Consider the following 17,313-nt stretch of genomic DNA (forward strand, 5'->3'; position numbering starts at 1 on the left):
GGTTCACCCGATTCCGGGGATGAGCGAGACGAGCAGGTCGATGAGTTTGATCCCGACGAACGGGGCGATCAGGCCGCCGAGGCCGTAGATCCGCAGGTTGCGGCCGAGCAGCTTGTCGGCCGACATCGGCCGATAGCGCACGCCGCGCAGGGCCAGCGGGATCAGCGCGACGATGATCAGGGCGTTGAAGATCACCGCCGAGACGATCGCCGACTCGGGCGTGCCCAGGTGCATGATGTTGAGCTTGTTCAGCCCGTGCAGCGCATGCGGCCCACCACCGGCGGCGAACATCGCCGGGATGATCGCGAAGTACTTCGCGACGTCGTTGGCGATCGAGAAGGTGGTCAGCGCGCCCCGGGTGATCAGCAGTTGCTTGCCGATCTCGACGATCTCGATCAGCTTGGTCGGGTTGGAGTCGAGGTCGACCATGTTCCCGGCCTCTTTGGCGGCCGAGGTGCCGGTGTTCATCGCCACGCCGACGTCCGCCTGGGCCAGCGCGGGGGCGTCGTTGGTGCCGTCGCCGGTCATCGCGACCAGCTTGCCGCCCGCCTGCTCGCGCCGGATGAGGGCCATCTTGTCTTCCGGGGTGGCTTCGGCGAGGAAGTCGTCGACGCCGGCCTCGTCCGCGATCGCCTTGGCGGTCAGCGGGTTGTCGCCGGTGATCATCACGGTCCGGATGCCCATCCGGCGCAGCTCGTCGAAGCGCTCCCGCATGCCCTCCTTGACCACGTCCTTGAGGTGGATCACGCCCAGGAGCCGGGCGCCGGCCACGTCCTCGACGGCGACCAGGAGCGGCGTACCACCGGCCGCCGAGATGGCGTCGACGGCCGCTACGGAGTCGGCGGGGACGGCGCCGCCGAGGTCGGACACCCACGCGTTGATCGCTGCGGCGGCCCCTTTGCGGACGCGCCGGGCGACGCCGTCCTCCGTGAGGTCCACGCCCGACATCCGGGTCTGCGCGGTGAAGGCGATCCATTCGGCGTGGGCGAGTTCGCCCTGGTGTCGCTCGCGCAGTCCGTAGCGTTCCTTGGCCAGCACCACGATCGAGCGCCCCTCGGGCGTCTCGTCCGCGAGTGAGGACAACTGCGCGGCGTCGGCCAGTTCGGCCTCCTCGACGCCGTCCACCGGGACGAACTCGGACGCCTGTCGGTTGCCCAGGGTGATCGTGCCGGTCTTGTCCAGGAGCAGCGTGGACACGTCGCCCGCGGCCTCGACCGCGCGCCCCGACATGGCCAACACGTTGCGTTGCACCAGCCGGTCCATGCCCGCGATACCGATCGCCGACAACAACGCGCCGATCGTGGTGGGGATCAGACAGACCAGCAGTGCGGTGAGCACCACCAGGGTCTGCTGGGCGTGCGAGTAGTCGGCCAGCGGCTGGAGGGTGACCACCGCGAACAGGAAGATGATGGTCAGCGACGCGAGCAGGATGTTGAGCGCGATCTCGTTCGGCGTCTTCTGCCGGGCCGCGCCCTCGACGAGCGCGATCATCCGGTCGATGAACGTCTTGCCGGGCTCGGTGGTGATCTTGACCACGATCCGGTCGGACAACACCTTCGTACCGCCGGTCACCGCCGAGCGGTCACCGCCGGACTCGCGGATCACCGGCGCGGACTCACCCGTGATCGCCGACTCGTCCACACTCGCGACACCGTCCACGACATCCCCGTCACCGGGAATGATGTCGCCGGCCTCGCACACCACCAGATCGCCGACCGTCAACTTCGCGCCGGGTACGGCCTCCTCGGTGCCGTCGGCGGCCAGTCGCCGCGCGACCGTGTCGCTCTTGGCCGCGCGCAGCGTGTCGGCCTGCGCCTTCCCGCGGCCCTCGGCGACCGCCTCGGCCAGGTTGGCGAACACCACGGTCAGCCACAACCATACGGTGACCACCCACGCGAACACGGACGGGTCCTTGATCGCCAGGGCCGTGGTCAGCACCGAGCCGATCTCGACCACGAACATCACCGGCGAACGCAGCATGAAGCGCGGGTCCAGCTTGCGCACCGCGTCCGGCAGCGACTTCAACAGGGCTTTCGGCTCGAACAGGCCGGCGGCCACGCGCGCCGAGCCGACGTCCGAAGGGGGGCCTGCGGACTGGGGGTTGTCGATCACGGACGACATGGGCGGCGACCCCCCTCGGGCCCGCGGCAGGGCCGGTACGTGCCCGGCGGCCGGCTCATGTCAGGCCCTCTGCGAGCGGGCCCAGCGACAGCGCGGGGAAGAAGGTCAGGCCCGCGACGATCAGGATCACCCCCACGAGCGTGCCCACGAACAGCGGCCGATGTGTCTTCAAGGTGCCGACCGATTCCGGCACGGCGCCCTGCGCGGCCAGTTTTCCGGCCAGGGCCAGGGCGAGGGCCATCGGCACGAACCGGCCGATCAACATCGCGAACCCGATGCTCACGTTGTAGAACTCGGTGTTCGCATTGAGCCCGGCGAACGCGCTGCCGTTGTTGTTCGCGCCCGAGGTGAACGCGTACAACACCTCCGAAAGGCCGTGCGGCGAATCGGAGTTGAGGATCGACGCCTGCTCACCGGGCAGTGCGATGGCGACGCCGGTGAAGGTCAGGATGGTGGCGGGCACGACCAGGATGTACATCGCGACCAGCTTCATCTCGCCGGCGCCGATCTTCTTGCCTAGGTACTCCGGTGTCCGGCCGACCATCAGGCCCGCCACGAACACCGCCAGGATCGCCATGATCAGGATCCCGTACAGACCCGAACCCACCCCACCCGGCGTGATCTCGCCCAGCATCATGCCCAACATCGCGATCCCGCCGCCCAGTCCGGTGTAGGACGAGTGGAAGGAGTCGACGGCCCCCGTGGAGGTCACCGTCGCGGAGACGGCGAAGAGCGACGAGCCGGGGATGCCGAATCGTTGCTCCTTGCCCTCCATCGAGCCGCCCGCGAGTTGCGGTGCGGTGCCGTGGCCATGTGCCTCCGTCCACCACATCAGGCACACCGCGAGGAACCAGATCACGAACATCGCGGCGAGGATCGCGTAGCCCTGCTTGACGTTCCCCACCAGTTTGCCGAAGGCACGCGGCATGGAGAAGGGGATGACCAGGATCAGGAAGATCTCGAACAGGTTGGTGAACGCGTTGGGGTTCTCGAACGGGTGGGCCGAGTTCGCGTTGAAGAAGCCGCCGCCGTTGGTGCCGAGTTCCTTGATCACCTCCTGCGAGGCGACCGGACCGCCGGGGATCGTCTGCGACGCGCCGGAGAGCGTCTGCACCGTGTGCGGGTCGGACAGGTTCTGCATGGTGCCCGACGCGACCAGCACGATCGTGCCGATCACCGCGATCGGCAGCAGGATGCGTACGGTGCCCCGCACCAGGTCCACCCAGAAGTTGCCGAGCTCGCCCGAGCGGGTTCTGGCGAACCCGCGGACCAGGGCGATCGCGACCGACATGCCCACGGCGGCCGAGACGAAGTTCTGTACGGTCAGCCCGGCCATCTGGGCGAGATGGCCCAGCGCCGTCTCGCCCGAGTACGACTGCCAGTTCGTATTGGTGGTGAACGACGTCGCGGTGTTGAACGCCTGATCGGCGGGCATCGCCTGCATGCCCAGGTTCAGCGGCAGATGTTCCTGGAGGCGCAGCAGCCCGTACAGACCCAGCACCGAGAACAGCGAGAATGCCAGGATGCTGCGGAGATACATCCCCCAGTGCTGTTCGGCGTCCGGTTTGACGCCGATCAGCCGGTAGATCCAGCGCTCGCCGCGCAGGTGCCTCGGGCTGCTGTAGGCATGCGCCATGTAGTCGCCGAAGGGCCGATGCACCGCCGCGAGCACGACGATCAGCAGGCTCAGTTGCAGGATGCCTGCGAGCGTCGTACCCATTCAGAACTTCTCGGGAAAGAGCAGCGCGAACACCAGGTAGCCGAGCAGGCCGATGGCGATGGACAACCCGGCGATACTTTCGACGCTCATGGGTGCGACCCCCGATTCGGGACGACGTGGACGACGTGGACGACGTGGGTGGGTTGCGCGAGTCGGACGAGTTGGGCGAGTTAGGCGAGTTGGGCACGTTGAGCACGTTGGGCAAGTCGGTCGGCAGGCGGGGGGGTCACCGGTGTTACAACTTCGCGACTCCCCGGGCGATCATGGTCACGATGGCGAAGAAGGCGACGGTGGCGAGCACGAACAGCACATCGGCCACGATTCGACTCCTTACGCGGCAAGGGACCGGTACGCGGGACCACTTCGGGGTCGTCGCGAGCGTATGACGCATCCGGTGGTGACGGGTAGTGGTGACACTCGTGCGGTTCGTGCTCGGATGCGGAACGGGTGAGTCCCAAATTCCTCGCTCTTCAGCCGTCCGGCCGAGTCTTGACACCCCTTTGGCGGTGCGGCAGGACCCGCATCCCGAACCCGCATCCCGGACCCGGACGCCGACGACCCCCGCCGTTGTTCCGATGGTCGGGATGGCATCGGTTCGTGCGGCGGGGGTCGGGTCGTTCGGGGTCGTTCTGGGTCGGCCGGCGGGCTATTCCTGGCCGGTCAGATGCGTGCTGAGTTTCCACAGGCGCTGCATCGTGCGGGCCTCGTCGACGCTCGGGTTGGGTCGACCCTCGGCGAGCCGGTCGTAGTAGGCGCCCGGTTCGAGCTCGGTCGCGGTCGAGCACAGGTGGGTGACGGTGGCCGCGCCCTCGGCGGCGGGGCGGCCGATCGTGCCGTAGTAGGGGAGGAGCCGCGTGGAGACGACACCGGGGTGGATGCTCACCGAGGTGGCGGCGCCTTGCGCGTACTGCCCGTAGGCGCGGGCGAAGATGGTGAGCGCGAGCTTGGACTGCGCGTACGCGGCGACGCGCGAGTAGCGGCGCGAGCGGGTCAGGTCGGTCCAGTTGATGTTGCCGGTGCGGTGCAGCGTCGACGACACATTGACCACCCGAGGTGCCGACGCCGCGGCGAACGCCGGTTCCAGGAGCCGGGTCAGCAGGAAGTGTGCGAGGTAGTTGACCTGGAAGGAGATCTCGTTCCCCTCGTCGGTCAGGGTTCGACCCTCGGGACCGACCAGGGCGGCGTTGTTGACCAGGACATCCAGGGTCGGGTGCTTCATCAGCACCTCGTGGGCCATGTCGTTGACGTCGTCGAGGAAGGCGAAGTCGGCGACGGCGGTGTCCAGACGCAACGGGTCCGCGCCGTCCTCGACCAGCCGATCGACCGTCTCCTTGGCGCCGAACCCGGTACGGGCGTGCACGATCACCGAGAGGCCGGCCACCGCGAGAAGGCGGGCCGTCTCGTACCCGATGCCGGATTCGGCACCGGTGACCAGGGCGGTTCGGGGCGCGACGGGGGCGGGAGTCGGGGCAGAGTTGCTGAATTCGGACATGCTTCTTCCAGAAGGTAAAAGGTAATTGGAGTGGGAGATTTCGGGTCGACGCCTGCGCGGGTTACCGGCCGCCGGCGGTCGGGCCGGCGGGGGAGGGCCTTGCCGACGGGCGTACGCCGCGTCACCGTGGTGCCGGCGGGTCCGCGAGTTGCGATCGAGGCGTCGTCGACGTGCGGCGACGCTCCGGCCGTGGGACGAACACCGCTGCGGTATGGGCGACTTGCGGCGTGTGCCGGGTCAGCCCGCGACGCCGCTACGGCCCGTCGGGCCGGTAGGGCCGGTTGGGCCGGTTGGGGCCGCTCGGGAACGGCGGTCGGCTCAGCGCGCGGTCTCGGGATCAGGCGGTTCGTCCTCGTGACGTACGCCGATCCGACCGGAGAGCACGGGCGCGCAGCGCGACGTCCGCACGGCACCGGTGGGACTCGCCCACTCGGTCCGCGCGCCACTCGTCGAGGTGCCGGCGCCCTTCACCCCACGAGCACAGCGCGAACCCGCACCCGAGGGCAAGTCCGAACACCGGTCACTCACACGATCCTTACGCCGACGACGACTCGGCCATCGCCGGACACGCGCCCGGAGGGTGGCAGTTCGGCGGCCGACCGCCCCACCGCGCCAAGGTTGCGTCAGGGCGGCGTCAGGATGGCGTGAACGCCCACCGGACCGCGCGCCGGGCCGATTTAGCCTCGCGCAAGAGCAGGTACTCGCGCAGGAGCAGGTAGGCGTGTCGCACGCGGATCGGGCGTCGTCGAGGGGTGGTTCATGAGGTTCGCCGATATCGGCATACGAGCCGTGGGCGGCTCGACCGTGCGGTGCGGGTCGGACGCACCACCGTGGGGCAGCCCCGTGGACACGGCCCTCGCGCTGACCGAGGCCGCGGCCCGCGACGCGCTGGGCCGGGCGGGTCTGACGCCCGCCGAGCTCGGTGAGCCGCACCTGGTCGTCTGCGACGTACGCGACCCGTGGGACGACGAGCCGCCGCCACCGGTCGGACGTCGTGTCCTCGATCGCCTCGGTGCGGGCCGCGCCCATGCGCACCCGCCGAGTCCGGGCGCCGACGACGCGCTGCCGCTCCTGGGCGAGTTGGCCGGCAGGCTGCGCGAGGACCGCACCGGACGGAGAGGGATCCTGCTCGCGCCCGCGCAGCCGTACTCGCCCCTCGCGGACCACGATCGCCGCCACCGCGGCGGCACCGCAGCCGCGGTGTTGGCCGAACGCGGCTGGCCGCACAACCGGTTGCGCTCGATCGTGACCCGCGATGTGGCCCCGCGTGCCGACCCGGCGTACACCCGGCCCCCGACGGCACCGCCGAGCGCCGCCCCGCAGCCCGCCCGACGGATGCCGACCGCGCTCCTGGAACGCCCCGCCTGGCTCGAATCGCACGCCGGACACCACCGCGACCTCAAGGACCGCCCGCTGACCCTGGTCTGCTCCCTCGTCGGCAAGGCACTGCGCGAGGCACGAACCCCATGGGAGACGATCGACCACATCGTCCTGCACACCGCCGCCAACGACATGAGCGAGCGCTTTCGCCGACACTTCCGGCTGCGGCGCCATCGGATCACCGACATCGGCCCGGAATCCGGCCGACTCGCCTCGGCCGCCCTGCTGATCGCCCTCAAACACGTCCTGGACGCCGACCCGGAACCCGGCACCCGCGTACTCCTGACCTCACTCGCCGTGCACGGAACCTGGTCCGCCGCCGTCCTGGAGGTCTGACGACACCGCCCCACGTGCGCGGCGACCGAAGCCGAGGGCCGGTCGGCCTACGATGTACGGATGAGCGTGGGCGAACATCTCGCAGGTGCATCCGATGCGCAGCAACGAGACGAGGGCGAACGGCTCGATGCCGCCGCGTCGATCCTGGCCCTGCTCGCCGACCGCACCCGGCTGGCCCTGCTGGATCGACTCGGTCGGGGCGAGGCGGACGTGACCACCCTGACCGAGGCCTGCGCGGCACCCCGCACGTCGGTCAGCCAACACCTGGCCAAACTGCGCCTGGCCGGCCTGGTCGGCACCCGCAAGGACGGCCGGCGGGTGGTGTATTCGCTGCGACACGGACACCTGCGGCGCCTGGTGGACGAGGCGCTGCACGTCGCCGACCACCAAATCGGCGCGCTGCCACCCCACGACTGATCATCGGACCCGAAGCGGGGGTTCGGCGGATTTCCTGGAGCCAACATGTGCACACGTATGCACGTGATGACTATGATGGTGCGGCCCTTCGACGCCATCGACCGGGACGGGGACCCATGCCGGCCGCACTGCGCAACCGCACCTATCGCCACCTGTTCGCCGCTCAGGTCATCGCGCTGGTCGGCACCGGATTGGCCACCGTCGCGCTGAGCCTGCTCGCATACGACCTCGCCGGGGACGCCGCCGCGGCGGTCCTGGGAACGGCGCTGGCCATCAAGATGGTCGCCTACATCGCCATCGCCCCGATCGTCGGCGCGGTCGCCGACCGGATCCCGCGTCGAGCACTGCTCGTCGCACTGGACCTGACCCGCGCGGGCGTCGCACTCACCCTGCCCTTCGTCACCCAGATCTGGCAGATCTACGTCCTGATCTTCCTGCTCCAGACCGCGTCGGCGGCCTTCACCCCCACCTTCCAGGCCACCATCCCCCAGGTGTTGCCCGCCGAACGCGACTACACACAGGCGCTGTCGATGTCCCGGCTCGCCTACGACCTGGAGAGCCTGTTCAGCCCGGCACTGGCCGCCGGGCTGCTCGCCCTGGTCTCCTACGACCGGCTGTTCGTCGGCACCACCGTCGGATTCGCCGCGTCGGCGGCGCTGGTGGCATCGACCGTCCTGCCCAAGCCCGTTCCCGTCGAACGCACCGGCGGCGTCTACGCCAAGGCGGCCTTCGGGACACGTCTGTTCCGGGCCACCCCCCGACTACGAGCCCTGCTCGCCCTGGACCTGGCGGTCGCCGCCGCCGGGGCGATCGTCTTCGTGGACACCGTCGTGGTGGTACACGACCACTTCGACCGGCCCGCGAGCGCCGTCTCCCTGGCCCTGGGGGCCTACGGCGCCGGATCCATGTCGGCCGCGCTGCTCCTGCCCCGACTCCTGCGCCGATTCGCCGATCGTGCCGTGATGTTGGCGGCGGCGCTCGCCCTGCCGGTGATCCTGGCCTGCGTCGCCGGGCTCACCGCCACCGCGCCGGGGGCCTGGACCTGGAGCCTGCTCCTGTCGGCCTGGGCGGCCATCGGCGCGGCGAGCTCGGCGGTCCTCACCCCCGGCGGCCGGGTGCTTCGCCGCTCCGCCGCCGACCCGGACCTGCCCGCCGCGTTCGCCGCCCAGTTCTCCCTGTCCCACGGCTGCTGGCTGCTGACCTACCCACTCGCCGGGCGACTTGCCACGGCCGCCGGGTTGCCGGTCACCGCCATCGTCCTGGCGGTGGTCGCCTCGGCCGCCGGCACGGTCGCCGCCACGACCTGGCCCACCCACGATCCGCTGCGGCTCGCCCACGTCCACGCGGACCTCCCCGCAGACCACCCCCACCTCACCGACGCGGTCCACTCCGCAGCCGGCCCGCGCCACGACCACCACTACGTCATCGACCGCCACCACCACCGCTGGCCGGAGGAGGCATCGACGACCCGCCGCCCACGCCGCCCACGCCGGCTCCGCGCGCCGATGGGAACGGGGGGATGAGGGAAGGGAGTTGCGACAATCATGAGACCCACAGGGACCCACAGGGACCCACAGGGACCCACAGGGACCCACAGGGACCCACAGGGACTCACAGGGACTCAACGGTGGCCGCAGCCTTCCCCGCAGCCATCGGCAGGATCGCGGTCTACCGCTGGAGTACCAGGTCGCGCTGATACCAGGTGCCCGGCTTACCGCCGAGAGCGGCCGGGTCGGCCGGGCCGACCGGGACGAACCCGGCCTTGGTCAGTACCCGCTGGGACGCGGCATTGGCCCGGGAGGTGCCTGCCCGCAGGGTGCGCAGCCCGTGCCGCGCCGCCGCCAGTCGGCACAACTCCCGGACGGTCGCGGTCGCCACGCCGCGGCCGGCGACGTGCTGCGCGACCCGGTAGCCGAGTTCGGCGGTGCCGTCCGCGATGTCGTACAGGTTGAACCGGCCCAGCACCGAGCCGTCCTCGGCGACGAGCACGTAGAAGGCGCTGATACCGGCCTCCTGCTCAACCAGCAGGGCGCTGTACCGGTCGGCGAACCGGTCGTAGAACTCGTCGCCTCGGTCGGAGACCGAGGCAGCGAAGTAGGCGCGGTTCGCCAGTTCGAAGGCCAACACCGCCGGGGCATGGCCGGAATGCAGCCGCTTCAGCTCGGGCACCGGCCAACCCTACCCAGCTGGTGCGCCGAGGCCACCCGAGTTTCCGCCGGCGGCAGACAACCCCAAGACTGCGGCAGGGTCTGATCGTTGCATCCAACAGCCGGACGGCGCCGCCACGCTCCAAGCGCCGCCCCGGAACCCCGGCCGGACTCTCCCATCACATGCACGACCGCACCCCCCCCGAGCCGGTAAATCGGCTTGGCCATCCGAACGCCGCCATGCCAAGGTGACGGACTGTGGACTTCCGCCGCCGACGCCCGTCATCGCAGACCCTCGACTGGGTCGAGCGCGTCACCGGGGCCAGGGTTGTGGACTGGCGCAGGATGACCGGTGGCATCACTTCTGCCGTTCACCGGCTGACGATCGACCACGGCAGCCACCGGGACGTGCTGGTCCTGCGCCGGTACGAGCAGGCAGAGCGCGGCACGGCGGCGCTGGTCCGGCACGAGGCCGCGGTGCTTCGTGCCGTGCACGATGCCGGACTTCCGGCACCCGAGCCGATCGCCGCCGACGCGGACGGCCGGGAAGCCGGCGGGTACCCGGCCATCCTCATGACGCGTCTGCCCGGCCGGTTGGATGTCGCGCCGGCCGACCCGGAGGACTGGCTGCGCCGGATCGCCGCCATGGCCGTGCGGATCCACGATGTGCAGGTCGCGGCAGGACCTTTCCGGACCCGGATCGATGCAGCCGCCCCGACAATCCCCTCCTCGGCGACCCGCCCGGCGATCTGGGCGGCTGCCTTCGGCATCCTGCGGCAACGGGCGCCCGAGTCCGCCACCTGCTTCATCCACCGCGACTTCCAGCACTTCAACCTGCTCTGGCGGCGCGGCCGGCTGACCGGCGTCGTGGACTGGGCCGGATCCTGCACCGGCCCGGCCGGCTTCGATGTCGGGCATGCCCGGCTCAATCTGGCCGTCCTGTTCGGGGCGGACTGGGCCGAGCGGCTCCGCCTGGCCTATGAGGCCGAGGCCGGCCGCGCCATCGATCCCTGGTGGGACCTGTACGCAGTTACCGCGTATAGCGACGAGTGGCGCCGGCTCATCCCGATCCAGGTCGCCGGCCGCACCGCCGTCGATGTCGTGGGCATGACATCCCGCGTCGAAGATCTACTCGAAGCGACGTTGCGCCGCCTCTGAGCCGCCCAGCCAAGGCCGGATAACGCCCGGTACCGGTGCGGATCGCGAAGCAGCGGGCGGTACCTCACGTAGGAAAACGCCCGTCGGCCCTCTTCCTCTCGTCCGCAGGTCCGAGATGTCCGCGGTGTCCGGCGGGGCGAAGGCGAGGGCCCGGCAGGCTGCTTGGCGGACCGCTGCGTTCACGTCACCGATGCGCTCCGTCACGGCGACCAGCGCCTCGGGGCTTGCTGTCTCGATCGCGGAGCCCAGTCCGGCGACCGCACGCTGCCGGACCTCGGCGTCGAGGTGGCGCGTGAGCGCGGGAAGCGCTTCGCGGGCGCGTGGATCCTTGGCGTCGGCCAACCCGGCGGTGAGTACCCGGGCCACGCGAGGATCGGGCTCGCGTGCCACCCAGGGCAGGAACAGATCGACGAGTGGCCGGTCGTGTGGTGCGTCCTCGTCCTCGTCCTCGTCGAAGAGGTTCATCAGGTGGAGCACTTCCGCGCCGAAGTACCGCTCCAGCGGGTCCGACCGGTCGCGCAGGGCGGCGGCGGCGTCCCGGACGGTGCGATCGTGACGCTGCTGGAGCGCGTACGTCGTTGCCCACCACACCTCGTGGTCGACGTCCTGTTCGGCCAGGGCGCGCGACAACAACTCGTCGAAAGGCGGATGGATGCCGTACCGCGGCTCCAGCGCGGTGAGGATGGCGGTGTGTCCGTTCCTGATCGTCAGGTCTCCCGACGACAACTCCTCGCAGATGGTGCCGGACTCCGACCGTCGGATGGTTCCGCGCTCGAGCGGACCCGGCCCACTTCTGCGGTGCAACTCCGTCTCGACGCCGGTCTCGTGCCAGTACCGGGCGAGTGCCAGGGCGTCACGCCCCTCGGCGTCCGCGATCCACAGTTTCGCGCCGTGCCCGACGAGTCTGTCCGTGATCTCACAGGCGCCTCGGTCGATCGCTCGCAACAGCGGGGTGCGGCCGTCGGGCGCGATGCGGTCCAGCCGGGCGCACGAGACCAGGAGGTCGACCACCGGGAGATCGAAGGCGTCCACCGCCAGGCACAACACAGGGGTGCCGTGCTCGTCGACGGCGTCGGGATCGGCTCCCGCGTCCAACAACGTGGCCGTCAGCCTTTCGTCCCCGCTCCGCACTGCGGCTATGAGCGACTCCACGCCCGCATCTCCCGTCCGCTTCGGACATACCGCGCCTTCGATCCGTCACACCTCGGGATCGAGGACGAGAGTAGCCGGCCGGGTCGAGTCCCCTCTCACGGGCCGGCGTCACCAGGTGAACCGTGCCGCCCGGGAGCTGAGGGAGCGGGTACATGCCATGGCGCCCTGCCCGATCGCTCCCATCGCGCGCGGCAGGGTGTGGTCCGAAGTGGGTGGGCGCGCAAAACGGCAGGGGTAAGTGAGTATTCGCTCAATTTGTTGTTTGATCTAGAGTGGCTGAATGCCCACCCCCGAGTCAAGGCGGCCCACTCCGCAGCGTCTGCTGGACGCGGCCGAGAAGTTGATGCGCACCACCGGACTGGCCGGCGCCACCACCAAGGCGATCGCCCGGGAGGCGGGGTGCAGCGAGGCCGCGCTGTACAAGTACTTCACCAACAAGGAAGAACTGTTCGTCCGGGTGCTGACCGAGCGCTCCCCGAGCGCCGCGGCCCTGATGCGCGAGCTCACCCCCGGTGCGGGCGAAGGGCGGAGCGTGGAGGAGCACCTCACCGACATCGCCCGATACGCCTCGGAGTTCTATGCCGACGGCATGCCGATGGCCGGCTCGCTGTTTGCCGCGCCGGCGCTGCTCGAGCGGCATCGTGCGGGGATTCGGCAGTTGGGGAAGGGGCCGCACGTCATCCTCTACGCGCTGGCCGATTGTCTTCGCGAGGACCGCGAGCGCGGCCGGATCCGGGCCGACGCGGATCCGGACGCGGCTGCGGCGCTGCTCCTCGGGGCGTGTTTCCAGCGGGCGTTCTTCCTGCACTTCTCGGGGCCGGAAGTGGTGACGCCGGTCGACGAGTTCGCGCCGAGCGTGGCGCGGACGGTGTGGGTGGCGGTCTCTTGAGTGGCCTTGTGGTGCCTCTGGTGCCTCTGGTGCCCCTGTAGCTTCTCGTGCTTCTCGTGCTTCTCGTGCCTCTGGCGCTTCTCGTGCCTCTCGTGCGTCTCGTGGGTGATCGGCGCTCCGGGCTATTAGGGTGCGACGCATGCGATCGCTGATCACCGCCATCCGGGAACACGACGATGCGGCCCGATTTCTGGCCTGGCCGGGCGACTTCGACCTCGACCGGGGTGACCATGTCGAGGACGTACGACTCGCCTCGGGCGCGGCCCTCGAGGGCTTCGCGGGCGACGGGGCCGGTGGTACGTACTTCTTCTGCGGCGACGGCGGCGAGGAGCGCCCGATCCTGTACGCGGACTCCGAGGGCGGCGCGGCGCTGATCGCGATCGGTCTGCCGGAGCTCGTACGGCTGGTCCTGGTGGTGCCCTGGTGGCGCGACTGCCGGGCGTTCACCGTGGCGGAGAGCGGCGAACTGGCGGCCGAATATCTGGCGGACATGCCCGACCTGGCCGCGCACCGGGACCGGGTGGCCGGCGCGCTGGGTCTCGACCTGCCGGCCGAGGCCGACGTGCTGAGCCGACTGCGTGCGGTCGTCACCGGGGCGGACGAGGGGTTCACGTTGATCCTCACGGCGGAGGACGAGCCGTACGACGCGCTGTTCGGGTCGGTGCCGGCCGAGCGGATCCAGGGATGACGAACTCGGCTGCCATCACCGCGTACTGGGATGCTGCCGCCGTCGATTTCGACGACGAACCGGACCACGGCCTGCGGGCGGCGGAGACCCGCGCCGCGTGGGCCGGGCTCCTGGCCGGATGGTTGCCGTCCGGCCCGGCGGACGTGCTGGACGTGGGCTGCGGCACCGGCTCGCTCGCCGAGCTGATGGCACAGGCCGGACACCGGGTCACCGGAGTCGACCTCGCGCCGCTCATGATCGAGCGGGCCAGGGCCAAACTGGCGGCTGCCGGACTCGACGGCCGCTTTCTCGTCGGTGACGCCGCCGTACCGCCCACCGGCGAGGCCCGATTCGACGTCGTGCTCTCGCGCCACCTGGTGTGGACCCTGCCCGACCCACGAGCCGCCCTCGGTACGTGGGTCGACCGCATCCGTCCGGGCGGTGTCCTCGTGCTGGTCGAGGGACGCTGGTCCGCAGCCGGGTCGGACGAAGCGGCCTACGTGGCCGGTGCGGACACCCTGCCCTGGCACCGGGGGATCGGCGCCGCCGACCTGGCGGACGCCGTGCGCCCGCTCGTCCGCGAGGTGCGCGTCGAATCCCTCACCGCCGATGCCGCTTTGTGGGGTGGTCCGGTCACCGACGAGCGCTACGTGCTGATCGCCCGGATCTGACGATCCCGCCCGGGCACTTCCGAGGGTGGTGGGTCCGGGTTGCCAGCGTCGGCGTCGGCGTCGGCGTCATGCCGGCTGTTCACCTTCCGGGCGCCGCCGCTCGCCGGAAGCGGGTCGCCGGGTGACGTCATCGTTATCGGCTGTTCAAACTGGTGGGTGGTTCGCCGGGCGTGGTGCTGTGGAAGATCGACAGTGATCCACAGTGATCGACCGTGTGGGCGAACTGCCTTGCGACGACGGGGGATTGACATGGAAGCTCTGATGCTCATCTCGGTTTCGGTAGTGCTGCTCGGGATGATCGTGGGCTTGGTCGTGCTCTCGTTCGGCCGGCGGGACAACGATGCGGCTGCCGGTTCGGGCCTGCTGCGGGTCGGGGCGCCGGGCGAGACGGATCGGGCCGAGGCCGGTCGGCGGGCGCTCGGCGGGACCGCGTGGATGCGCGGCGGTGGTGGCGGCGTGGGCTGATCGCGCCGAGCCCGGTGCGTCGCGGGTCAGATGTCGAGGAAGCGGACATCCCTCGCGTTGTGTTGGATGAACGTGCGTCGGGCCTCCACGTCTTCGCCCATCAGGACGGAGAACAGGAGGTCCGCCTGCGCGGCGTCGTCGAGGGTGACCTGGCCCAGGATGCGGTGGTCCGGGTCCATCGTGGTGATGCGTAGTTCCTCGGCGTTCATCTCGCCGAGTCCCTTGAAGCGCTGGATCGTGTCGTCGCGCAGACGCTTGCCGCCGCCTCGGCCGCGTTCGACGAGGGCGTCGCGTTCGCGGTCGCTGTAGGCGTACTCGCTGTCCTCGCGGCTCCACTTGAGCTTGTACAGCGGGGGCCGGGACAGGTAGACGTGTCCCGCTTCGATCAGGGGCCGCATGAAGCGGAACAGGAAGGTCAGCAGCAGGGTGTTGATGTGCTGGCCGTCGACATCGGCGTCCGCCATCAGGATCACCTTGTGGTAGCGGAGCCTGCCGAGGTCGAAGTCGTCGTGGACGCCGGTGCCGAACGCCGAGATGAGCGCCTGGATTTCCTGGTTGTGCAGGATCTTGTCGAGCCGGGCCTTCTCGACGTTGAGGATCTTGCCGCGGATCGGCAGGATCGCCTGATATCGCGGATCACGGCCGGACTTGGCCGAGCCGCCGGCCGAGTCGCCCTCGACGATGAAGATTTCACAGCCCGCCGGGTCGGTGGATCGGCAGTCGGCGAGTTTTCCCGGTAGCGCGGCGGATTCCAAGACGCTCTTGCGGCGGGTGAGATCGCGTGCCTTGCGAGCGGCGACCCGGGCGGTTCGGGCCGCGATGGCCTTGCGGACGATGTCGACCGCGTCGCCGGGGTGGCGGTCGAACCAGTCCGTCAGGTGCTCGTGGACGACCTTGTGCACGAAGGTTCGGGCCTGGGTGTTGCCGAGCTTGGTCTTGGTCTGGCCCTCGAACTGCGGCTCGCCCAGTTTCACCGAGACGATCGCGGTCAGCCCCTCGCGGACGTCCTCGCCGGAGAGGTTGTCGTCCCGGTCGCGGAGCAACTTCCGCTCCCGGGCGTAGCGGTTGACCACACCGGTCAGGGCGGTACGGAATCCTTCCTCGTGGGTGCCGCCCTCGTGGGTGTGGATGGCGTTGGCGAAGGAGTACACGCCCTCGCTGAACCGGGTGTTCCACTGCATCGCGACGTCGACGGACAGGGTTTGTTGCGGGTCCTCGGTCCGGATGGCGATCACCGTCGGGTGTACCGGTTCGCCCTTGCCGGAGTTGAGGTGCGTCACGAAGTCGACGATGCCGCCTCGGTAGTGGTACTCGACCGAGCGGATCGCTCCGGCTTCGCCCGCCCCGCCTTCCTCGCTTCCCTTGCTCTTATCGCCCTCCTTGCCTTCCTTGCCTTCATCGCCTTCATCGCCTTCATCGCCTTCCTCGCCGTCCTTGGTGTCCGTCCCGACGGCTGTGCGTTCGTCGGTCAGGGTCAGGGTCAGGCCCTCGTTGAGGAAGGCCATTTCCTGGAGGCGGCGGGCCAGGGTCTCGAAGGAGTAGTCGACGGTCTCGAAGATGTCCGGGTCCGCCCAGAAGGTGATCGAGGTGCCGGTGCCGGTCACCGTCTCGTGGCGGGCAAGCGGGGCGGTGGGCAGGCCGGTTCGGTAGGTCTGGCGCCATCGGTGTCCGTCGGTGCGGACCTCCACCGCCAGGCGCGTGGACAGGGCGTTGACCACGGACAGGCCCACGCCGTGCAGCCCCCCGGAGACGGCGTACCCGGCACCGCCGAACTTGGCGCCCGCGTGCAGCACGGTCAGCACGACTTCGACGGCGGGCCGCTGCTCCACCGGATGGAGACCCACGGGAATGCCGCGCCCGTTGTCCACGACGCGGACCCCGCCGTCGGCGAGGAGCGTCACGTCGATCCGGTCGGCGACACCGGCCAGAGCCTCGTCAACGGAGTTGTCGACGATCTCTTGTACGAGGTGGTGCAGGCCGCGCTCGCCGGTCGAACCGACGTACATCCCGGGCCGCTTGCGCACCGCGTCCAGCCCCTCCAGCACGGTGATCGCACCGGCGTCGTAGGACCCGGCCCCGGCCCCGTGGTGACCGTTGCGGTGGGCGGGAGCCGCCGAGGGACCGGGAGGGCCGTCGGCATCGGACGCGGCGAGCGTGGGGAGGGTGGTGGGGGCGGAGGGGACGTCGGGGGCGGAGCGGTCGGATCGGATGCCGGGATCGGTCACAGGGCACTCATTTCTGGCATTACAAGCCGCACTCCCGCCGGACGGCGGGAGTGGTCGTGTCTTCAGGCGGCGCCGGCCGCGCGCGGGCAGGCCGAACCAGGCCCTCCACGGGCCGCGTTCTCGATGTAAGAACGAGCCTCAGTCTATCGGTCGCGAGGCTTGAATGTGGGCTTGAATGCCAACTGAAGCCGGCTCAGATGCTCCAGAAGTCAGGTCGACAAGGATCCCCACACGGAAAGGCTCTGATGCCCGTAGAGCGGCTCACAGAGCTTCGCTGTGCGAGACTCGAAGACCCCGTCAAGCCGACCCACGTCCCCCCTTCCCGACCCTCCGAGGGGCCCTGCGAGCCACCGCGCCGACCTCGGAGGGTGAAGGGCCCGCCGGTCGCGGCAGGTCGCGGAGACGCGCGGAGAACACGGACGAGCCGACCCCGGACGGCACCCCGACGAAGGCGAACCCGCCTCCCCGCCGAC

16 protein-coding genes are annotated in these 17,313 nt (G+C 70.1%); 9 read left to right on the forward strand and 7 right to left on the reverse strand.

The features are described 5' to 3' along the window. Positions 1-3: 3 nt before the first annotated feature. Genes kdpB through kdpF form a run of 3 tightly spaced genes read right to left on the reverse strand, consistent with a single transcriptional unit; the run spans position 4 to position 3,931 of the window. A complete protein-coding gene (kdpB, locus tag ABIA38_RS17265) occupies positions 4-2,121 on the reverse strand; it encodes a potassium-transporting ATPase subunit KdpB (protein ID WP_424639543.1) in 2,118 nt (705 codons plus the stop codon). Positions 2,122-2,176: 55 nt separating this feature from the next. Further along, entirely contained in the window at positions 2,177-3,841 is a 1,665-nt protein-coding gene (gene kdpA, locus ABIA38_RS17270; RefSeq protein ID WP_424639544.1) for a potassium-transporting ATPase subunit KdpA, read from the reverse strand. Then, positions 3,842-3,931: a K(+)-transporting ATPase subunit F gene (kdpF, locus tag ABIA38_RS17275; RefSeq protein WP_424639545.1), complete on the reverse strand. Its 90-nt coding sequence runs from the start codon at positions 3,929-3,931 to the stop codon at positions 3,842-3,844. Positions 3,932-3,933: 2 nt separating this feature from the next. Between kdpF and ABIA38_RS17280 the strand changes: the two genes are divergently transcribed. Next, a complete protein-coding gene (locus tag ABIA38_RS17280; RefSeq protein ID WP_424639546.1) occupies positions 3,934-4,227 on the forward strand; it encodes a hypothetical protein in 294 nt (97 codons plus the stop codon). A gap of 260 nt (positions 4,228-4,487) precedes the next feature. Here the strand turns inward: ABIA38_RS17280 and ABIA38_RS17285 are convergent, their stop codons facing one another. Beyond that, complete coding sequence (locus ABIA38_RS17285) at positions 4,488-5,333, reverse strand: SDR family NAD(P)-dependent oxidoreductase (RefSeq protein WP_424639547.1); 846 nt, start codon at positions 5,331-5,333, stop codon at positions 4,488-4,490. Positions 5,334-6,092: 759 nt separating this feature from the next. On the opposite strand from ABIA38_RS17285, the gene ABIA38_RS17290 reads away from it, so the two are divergent. The 3 genes from ABIA38_RS17290 (at position 6,093) to ABIA38_RS17300 (ending at position 8,989) form a co-directional block, all read left to right on the forward strand. After that, complete coding sequence (locus ABIA38_RS17290) at positions 6,093-7,049, forward strand: 3-oxoacyl-[acyl-carrier-protein] synthase III C-terminal domain-containing protein (protein WP_424639548.1); 957 nt, start codon at positions 6,093-6,095, stop codon at positions 7,047-7,049. A gap of 60 nt (positions 7,050-7,109) precedes the next feature. Beyond that, positions 7,110-7,466, forward strand: coding sequence for an ArsR/SmtB family transcription factor (locus ABIA38_RS17295; protein WP_424639549.1), 357 nt, complete (start codon positions 7,110-7,112; stop codon positions 7,464-7,466). A gap of 116 nt (positions 7,467-7,582) precedes the next feature. Next, a complete protein-coding gene (locus tag ABIA38_RS17300) occupies positions 7,583-8,989 on the forward strand; it encodes an MFS transporter (protein ID WP_424639550.1) in 1,407 nt (468 codons plus the stop codon). 145 nt (positions 8,990-9,134) lie between these two features. On the opposite strand, the gene ABIA38_RS17305 is transcribed toward ABIA38_RS17300, so the two are convergent. Further along, on the reverse strand, positions 9,135-9,635 hold the full coding sequence (locus ABIA38_RS17305; RefSeq protein ID WP_424639551.1) for a GNAT family N-acetyltransferase: 501 nt from the start codon (positions 9,633-9,635) through the stop codon (positions 9,135-9,137). Positions 9,636-9,871: 236 nt separating this feature from the next. On the opposite strand from ABIA38_RS17305, the gene ABIA38_RS17310 reads away from it, so the two are divergent. Continuing rightward, entirely contained in the window at positions 9,872-10,771 is a 900-nt protein-coding gene (locus ABIA38_RS17310; RefSeq protein WP_424639552.1) for an aminoglycoside phosphotransferase family protein, read from the forward strand. Here ABIA38_RS17310 and ABIA38_RS17315 read toward each other — a convergent pair. Continuing rightward, positions 10,742-11,923 (reverse strand): HEAT repeat domain-containing protein, encoded by a 1,182-nt coding sequence (locus ABIA38_RS17315; protein ID WP_424639553.1) that lies wholly within the window; start codon positions 11,921-11,923, stop codon positions 10,742-10,744. The two genes, ABIA38_RS17310 and ABIA38_RS17315, sit on opposite strands and share 30 nt — an antisense overlap. Positions 11,924-12,203: 280 nt before the next feature. On the opposite strand from ABIA38_RS17315, the gene ABIA38_RS17320 reads away from it, so the two are divergent. The 4 genes from ABIA38_RS17320 to ABIA38_RS17335 all read left to right on the forward strand — a co-directional run bounded on the left by ABIA38_RS17320 (position 12,204) and on the right by ABIA38_RS17335 (position 14,615). Beyond that, a complete protein-coding gene (locus ABIA38_RS17320) occupies positions 12,204-12,812 on the forward strand; it encodes a TetR/AcrR family transcriptional regulator (protein WP_424639554.1) in 609 nt (202 codons plus the stop codon). A gap of 139 nt (positions 12,813-12,951) precedes the next feature. Then, entirely contained in the window at positions 12,952-13,500 is a 549-nt protein-coding gene (locus tag ABIA38_RS17325) for a hypothetical protein (RefSeq protein WP_424639555.1), read from the forward strand. After that, a complete protein-coding gene (locus tag ABIA38_RS17330; protein ID WP_424639556.1) occupies positions 13,497-14,150 on the forward strand; it encodes a class I SAM-dependent methyltransferase in 654 nt (217 codons plus the stop codon). The genes ABIA38_RS17325 and ABIA38_RS17330 overlap by 4 nt, the downstream gene beginning before the upstream one ends. 261 nt (positions 14,151-14,411) lie before the next feature. Then, positions 14,412-14,615, forward strand: coding sequence for a hypothetical protein (locus ABIA38_RS17335; protein ID WP_424639557.1), 204 nt, complete (start codon positions 14,412-14,414; stop codon positions 14,613-14,615). Between the two features lie 26 nt (positions 14,616-14,641). Here ABIA38_RS17335 and gyrB read toward each other — a convergent pair whose 3' ends face one another. Further along, positions 14,642-16,660 (reverse strand): DNA topoisomerase (ATP-hydrolyzing) subunit B, encoded by a 2,019-nt coding sequence (gene gyrB, locus ABIA38_RS17340; protein WP_424639750.1) that lies wholly within the window; start codon positions 16,658-16,660, stop codon positions 14,642-14,644. Positions 16,661-17,313: the final 653 nt, after the last annotated feature.

This window comes from Embleya sp. AB8, from assembly GCF_049739465.1.
Lineage (GTDB): Bacteria > Actinomycetota > Actinomycetes > Streptomycetales > Streptomycetaceae > Embleya.

Coding starts and splice junctions, on each gene's coding strand:
- kdpF (WP_424639545.1), bottom strand. CDS start 3,931: ATGAGCGTCGAAAGTATCGCCGGGTTGTCCATCGCCATCGGCCTGCTC.
- ABIA38_RS17325 (WP_424639555.1), top strand. CDS start 12,952: ATGCGATCGCTGATCACCGCCATCCGGGAACACGACGATGCGGCCCGA.
- ABIA38_RS17320 (WP_424639554.1), top strand. CDS start 12,204: ATGCCCACCCCCGAGTCAAGGCGGCCCACTCCGCAGCGTCTGCTGGAC.
- ABIA38_RS17295 (WP_424639549.1), top strand. CDS start 7,110: ATGAGCGTGGGCGAACATCTCGCAGGTGCATCCGATGCGCAGCAACGA.
- ABIA38_RS17290 (WP_424639548.1), top strand. CDS start 6,093: ATGAGGTTCGCCGATATCGGCATACGAGCCGTGGGCGGCTCGACCGTG.
- ABIA38_RS17330 (WP_424639556.1), top strand. CDS start 13,497: ATGACGAACTCGGCTGCCATCACCGCGTACTGGGATGCTGCCGCCGTC.
- kdpA (WP_424639544.1), bottom strand. CDS start 3,841: ATGGGTACGACGCTCGCAGGCATCCTGCAACTGAGCCTGCTGATCGTC.
- ABIA38_RS17285 (WP_424639547.1), bottom strand. CDS start 5,333: ATGTCCGAATTCAGCAACTCTGCCCCGACTCCCGCCCCCGTCGCGCCC.
- kdpB (WP_424639543.1), bottom strand. CDS start 2,121: ATGTCGTCCGTGATCGACAACCCCCAGTCCGCAGGCCCCCCTTCGGAC.
- ABIA38_RS17335 (WP_424639557.1), top strand. CDS start 14,412: ATGCTCATCTCGGTTTCGGTAGTGCTGCTCGGGATGATCGTGGGCTTG.
- ABIA38_RS17300 (WP_424639550.1), top strand. CDS start 7,583: ATGCCGGCCGCACTGCGCAACCGCACCTATCGCCACCTGTTCGCCGCT.